At 52.1% G+C, this 5,725-nt stretch carries 1 protein-coding gene, 2 tRNA genes and 3 rRNA genes; 5 read left to right on the top strand and 1 reads right to left on the bottom strand.

Annotated features, from left to right (window positions below; translation table 11 throughout):
* Positions 1 to 55: 55 nt before the first annotated feature.
* Positions 56 to 373 carry a hypothetical protein gene (locus tag H3028_RS20945; RefSeq protein ID WP_258237884.1) on the bottom strand — a complete coding sequence of 106 codons (318 nt, stop codon included), beginning with the start codon at positions 371 to 373 and terminating at the stop codon, positions 56 to 58.
* A gap of 95 nt (positions 374 to 468) precedes the next feature.
* On the opposite strand from H3028_RS20945, the gene H3028_RS20940 reads away from it, so the two are divergent.
* The 5 genes from H3028_RS20940 to rrf all read left to right on the top strand — a co-directional run bounded on the left by H3028_RS20940 (position 469) and on the right by rrf (position 5,675).
* Positions 469 to 2,005, top strand: a 16S ribosomal RNA gene (locus H3028_RS20940).
* A 91-nt stretch (positions 2,006 to 2,096) separates the two neighbouring features.
* Positions 2,097 to 2,173, top strand: a tRNA-Ile gene (locus H3028_RS20935).
* A gap of 30 nt (positions 2,174 to 2,203) precedes the next feature.
* Positions 2,204 to 2,279: transfer RNA gene (locus H3028_RS20930), tRNA-Ala, on the top strand.
* Positions 2,280 to 2,517: 238 nt separating this feature from the next.
* Positions 2,518 to 5,408, top strand: a 23S ribosomal RNA gene (locus H3028_RS20925).
* A gap of 151 nt (positions 5,409 to 5,559) precedes the next feature.
* A 5S ribosomal RNA gene (gene rrf / locus H3028_RS20920) occupies positions 5,560 to 5,675 on the top strand.
* Together the 16S, 23S and 5S rRNA genes with 2 tRNA genes alongside form the textbook arrangement of a ribosomal RNA operon.
* The last annotated feature ends 50 nt before the right edge of the window (positions 5,676 to 5,725 follow it).

The raw sequence follows: 5,725 nt of genomic DNA, 5'->3' as shown, positions 1-5,725 counted from the left end.
AGGCTTGCACGGAAGGCGGATTCGAGTAGAATGCGCCGGGCTGACAGGGCGGTGGTTAAGCGCTGTTGGTGGCTTCGGTCAGGTTGATCGGAAGCGGTTGAAAGAGGTGGTTGACAGCGGTTTTAGACGCTGTATGATTCGCCTCCCGCTGACGAGAGACGCAGGTTGATCGGAAGCGCAAGCGGTTGAGAAGAAAGAAAAACTTCTTCAAAAACAGCTTGACGAGAAACAAGGCTGCTGTAGAATGCGCGGCCTCGGTTGAGACGAAAGACTTGATCGAAACGCTCTTTAACAACTGAATCAAGCAATTCGTGTGGGTGCTTGTGAGGTAAGACTGGTAGTCAGCAAGATTATCAGCATCACAAATACTCAACGAGAAATCATTGAGTGCTCTTCTTGAGTTTGCTTAAGAAGAGATTTGCGATTGCTGAGCCAAGTTTAGGGTTTTCTCAAAACCCATGCAGTATTGAACTGAAGAGTTTGATCATGGCTCAGATTGAACGCTGGCGGCAGGCCTAACACATGCAAGTCGAGCGGATGAAGGGGGCTTGCTCCCTGATTCAGCGGCGGACGGGTGAGTAATGCCTAGGAATCTGCCTATTAGTGGGGGACAACGTTTCGAAAGGAACGCTAATACCGCATACGTCCTACGGGAGAAAGCAGGGGACCTTCGGGCCTTGCGCTAATAGATGAGCCTAGGTCGGATTAGCTAGTTGGTGAGGTAATGGCTCACCAAGGCGACGATCCGTAACTGGTCTGAGAGGATGATCAGTCACACTGGAACTGAGACACGGTCCAGACTCCTACGGGAGGCAGCAGTGGGGAATATTGGACAATGGGCGAAAGCCTGATCCAGCCATGCCGCGTGTGTGAAGAAGGTCTTCGGATTGTAAAGCACTTTAAGTTGGGAGGAAGGGCAGTAAGCTAATACCTTGCTGTTTTGACGTTACCGACAGAATAAGCACCGGCTAACTTCGTGCCAGCAGCCGCGGTAATACGAAGGGTGCAAGCGTTAATCGGAATTACTGGGCGTAAAGCGCGCGTAGGTGGTTTGTTAAGTTGAATGTGAAAGCCCCGGGCTCAACCTGGGAACTGCATCCAAAACTGGCAAGCTAGAGTATGGCAGAGGGTGGTGGAATTTCCTGTGTAGCGGTGAAATGCGTAGATATAGGAAGGAACACCAGTGGCGAAGGCGACCACCTGGGCTAATACTGACACTGAGGTGCGAAAGCGTGGGGAGCAAACAGGATTAGATACCCTGGTAGTCCACGCCGTAAACGATGTCGACTAGCCGTTGGGATCCTTGAGATCTTAGTGGCGCAGCTAACGCATTAAGTCGACCGCCTGGGGAGTACGGCCGCAAGGTTAAAACTCAAATGAATTGACGGGGGCCCGCACAAGCGGTGGAGCATGTGGTTTAATTCGAAGCAACGCGAAGAACCTTACCAGGCCTTGACATGCTGAGAACCTGCCAGAGATGGCGGGGTGCCTTCGGGAACTCAGACACAGGTGCTGCATGGCTGTCGTCAGCTCGTGTCGTGAGATGTTGGGTTAAGTCCCGTAACGAGCGCAACCCTTGTCCTTAGTTACCAGCACGTTATGGTGGGCACTCTAAGGAGACTGCCGGTGACAAACCGGAGGAAGGTGGGGATGACGTCAAGTCATCATGGCCCTTACGGCCTGGGCTACACACGTGCTACAATGGTCGGTACAAAGGGTTGCCAAGCCGCGAGGTGGAGCTAATCCCATAAAACCGATCGTAGTCCGGATCGCAGTCTGCAACTCGACTGCGTGAAGTCGGAATCGCTAGTAATCGTGAATCAGAATGTCACGGTGAATACGTTCCCGGGCCTTGTACACACCGCCCGTCACACCATGGGAGTGGGTTGCTCCAGAAGTAGCTAGTCTAACCTTCGGGAGGACGGTTACCACGGAGTGATTCATGACTGGGGTGAAGTCGTAACAAGGTAGCCGTAGGGGAACCTGCGGCTGGATCACCTCCTTAATCGAAGACTTCAGCTTCTTCATAAGTTCCCACACGAATTGCTTGATTCACTAGCGAAAAGCGATTGGGTTTCGACCCGAGAGAGACGATTGGGTCTGTAGCTCAGTTGGTTAGAGCGCACCCCTGATAAGGGTGAGGTCGGCAGTTCGAATCTGCCCAGACCCACCAATTGTCATGGGATGTGGCCGATCTGTAGATGGGGCCATAGCTCAGCTGGGAGAGCGCCTGCTTTGCACGCAGGAGGTCAGCGGTTCGATCCCGCTTGGCTCCACCATTAACTCGAAATCGCTGAAAGCACAGAAATGAATCCGTTCCGGATGGAGCGTATTGATTTCTGGTCTTTGCGCCAGAACTGTTCTTTAAAAATTTGGGTATGTGATAGAAGTAGATTTGGGTAATCATTTTCACTGGTGATTATTCAAGTCAAGGTAAAATTTGCGAGTAAAATTGCGGATTTTCGGCGAATGTCGTCTTCACGTTATAGACAGTAACCAGATTGCTTGGGGTTATATGGTCAAGTGAAGAAGCGCATACGGTGGATGCCTTGGCAGTCAGAGGCGATGAAAGACGTGGTAGCCTGCGAAAAGCTTCGGGGAGTCGGCAAACAGACTTTGATCCGGAGATGTCTGAATGGGGGAACCCAGCCATCATAAGATGGTTATCACACACTGAATACATAGGTGTGTGAGGCGAACCAGGGGAACTGAAACATCTAAGTACCCTGAGGAAAAGAAATCAACCGAGATTCCCTTAGTAGTGGCGAGCGAACGGGGACTAGCCCTTAAGCTTCTTTGATTTTAGCGGAACGCTCTGGAAAGTGCGGCCATAGTGGGTGATAGCCCTGTACGCGAAAGGATCTTAGAAGTGAAATCGAGTAGGACGGAGCACGAGAAACTTTGTCTGAATATGGGGGGACCATCCTCCAAGGCTAAATACTACTGACTGACCGATAGTGAACCAGTACCGTGAGGGAAAGGCGAAAAGAACCCCGGAGAGGGGAGTGAAATAGATCCTGAAACCGTATGCGTACAAGCAGTGGGAGCCTACTTTGTTAGGTGACTGCGTACCTTTTGTATAATGGGTCAGCGACTTATTTTCAGTGGCGAGCTTAACCGAATAGGGGAGGCGTAGCGAAAGCGAGTCTTAATAGGGCGTCTAGTCGCTGGGAATAGACCCGAAACCGGGCGATCTATCCATGGGCAGGTTGAAGGTTGGGTAACACTAACTGGAGGACCGAACCGACTACCGTTGAAAAGTTAGCGGATGACCTGTGGATCGGAGTGAAAGGCTAATCAAGCTCGGAGATAGCTGGTTCTCCTCGAAAGCTATTTAGGTAGCGCCTCGTGTATCACTGCTGGGGGTAGAGCACTGTTTCGGCTAGGGGGTCATCCCGACTTACCAAACCGATGCAAACTCCGAATACCAGCAAGTGTCAGCACGGGAGACACACGGCGGGTGCTAACGTCCGTCGTGAAAAGGGAAACAACCCAGACCGTCAGCTAAGGTCCCAAAATCCTGGTTAAGTGGGAAACGATGTGGGAAGGCTCAGACAGCTAGGAGGTTGGCTTAGAAGCAGCCACCCTTTAAAGAAAGCGTAATAGCTCACTAGTCGAGTCGGCCTGCGCGGAAGATGTAACGGGGCTCAAACCAGGTACCGAAGCTACGGGTTCAACGTAAGTTGAGCGGTAGAGGAGCGTTCTGTAAGCCTGTGAAGGTGAGTTGAGAAGCTTGCTGGAGGTATCAGAAGTGCGAATGCTGACATGAGTAACGACAATGCGAGTGAAAAACTCGCACGCCGAAAGACCAAGGGTTCCTGCGCAACGTTAATCGACGCAGGGTGAGTCGGTCCCTAAGGCGAGGCTGAAGAGCGTAGTCGATGGGAAACGGGTTAATATTCCCGTACTTCTAGTTACTGCGATGGGGGGACGGAGAAGGCTAGGCCAGCTTGGCGTTGGTTGTCCAAGTTTAAGGTGGTAGGCAGAGATCTTAGGTAAATCCGGGATCTTAATGCCGAGAACTGATGACGATCCTTCTTTTAGAAGGAGAAGTGGTTGATGCCATGCTTCCAGGAAAAGCCTCTAAGCTTCAGGTAACTAGGAACCGTACCCCAAACCGACACAGGTGGTTGGGTAGAGAATACCAAGGCGCTTGAGAGAACTCGGGTGAAGGAACTAGGCAAAATGGCACCGTAACTTCGGGAGAAGGTGCGCCGGTGAGAGTGAAGGGTTTACCCCGTAAGCTCATGCCGGTCGAAGATACCAGGCCGCTGCGACTGTTTATTAAAAACACAGCACTCTGCAAACACGAAAGTGGACGTATAGGGTGTGACGCCTGCCCGGTGCCGGAAGGTTAATTGATGGGGTTAGCGCAAGCGAAGCTCTTGATCGAAGCCCCGGTAAACGGCGGCCGTAACTATAACGGTCCTAAGGTAGCGAAATTCCTTGTCGGGTAAGTTCCGACCTGCACGAATGGCGTAACGATGGCGGCGCTGTCTCCACCCGAGACTCAGTGAAATTGAAATCGCTGTGAAGATGCAGTGTATCCGCGGCTAGACGGAAAGACCCCGTGAACCTTTACTATAGCTTTGCACTGGACTTTGAATTTGCTTGTGTAGGATAGGTGGGAGGCTTTGAAGCGTGGACGCCAGTTCGCGTGGAGCCAACCTTGAAATACCACCCTGGCAACTTTGAGGTTCTAACTCTGGTCCGTTATCCGGATCGAGGACAGTGTATGGTGGGTAGTTTGACTGGGGCGGTCTCCTCCTAAAGAGTAACGGAGGAGTACGAAGGTGCGCTCAGACCGGTCGGAAATCGGTCGTAGAGTATAAAGGCAAAAGCGCGCTTGACTGCGAGACAGACACGTCGAGCAGGTACGAAAGTAGGTCTTAGTGATCCGGTGGTTCTGTATGGAAGGGCCATCGCTCAACGGATAAAAGGTACTCCGGGGATAACAGGCTGATACCGCCCAAGAGTTCATATCGACGGCGGTGTTTGGCACCTCGATGTCGGCTCATCACATCCTGGGGCTGAAGCCGGTCCCAAGGGTATGGCTGTTCGCCATTTAAAGTGGTACGCGAGCTGGGTTTAGAACGTCGTGAGACAGTTCGGTCCCTATCTGCCGTGGACGTTTGAGATTTGAGAGGGGCTGCTCCTAGTACGAGAGGACCGGAGTGGACGAACCTCTGGTGTTCCGGTTGTCACGCCAGTGGCATCGCCGGGTAGCTATGTTCGGAAGAGATAACCGCTGAAAGCATCTAAGCGGGAAACTTGCCTCAAGATGAGATCTCACTGGAGCCTTGAGCTCCCTGAAGGGCCGTCGAAGACTACGACGTTGATAGGTGGGGTGTGTAAGCGCTGTGAGGCGTTGAGCTAACCCATACTAATTGCCCGTGAGGCTTGACCATATAACACCCAAACAATTTGATGTTTGCGTGTCAGACGGTTGAAGTCGACAAACAAACCGAAAATCAGCAACACTCGCAAAGCAACACCCGCAGCAAAACATCACATACCCATTCGGGGAAGCGACTCAACACCGACTCCCCAACCGAATTGCTTGACGACCATAGAGCGTTGGAACCACCTGATCCCATCCCGAACTCAGTAGTGAAACGACGCATCGCCGATGGTAGTGTGGGGTCTCCCCATGTGAGAGTAGGTCATCGTCAAGCTTCTACACCAAACCCCCGATCCTCGTAAGAGGACCGGGGGTTTGTCTTTG

Source organism: Pseudomonas sp. Q2-TVG4-2 (assembly GCF_013620795.1).
Classification (GTDB): domain Bacteria; phylum Pseudomonadota; class Gammaproteobacteria; order Pseudomonadales; family Pseudomonadaceae; genus Stutzerimonas.
The sequence above is the reverse complement of the archived record's forward strand: the minus strand, read 5'-3'. Positions and strand labels throughout refer to the sequence as shown.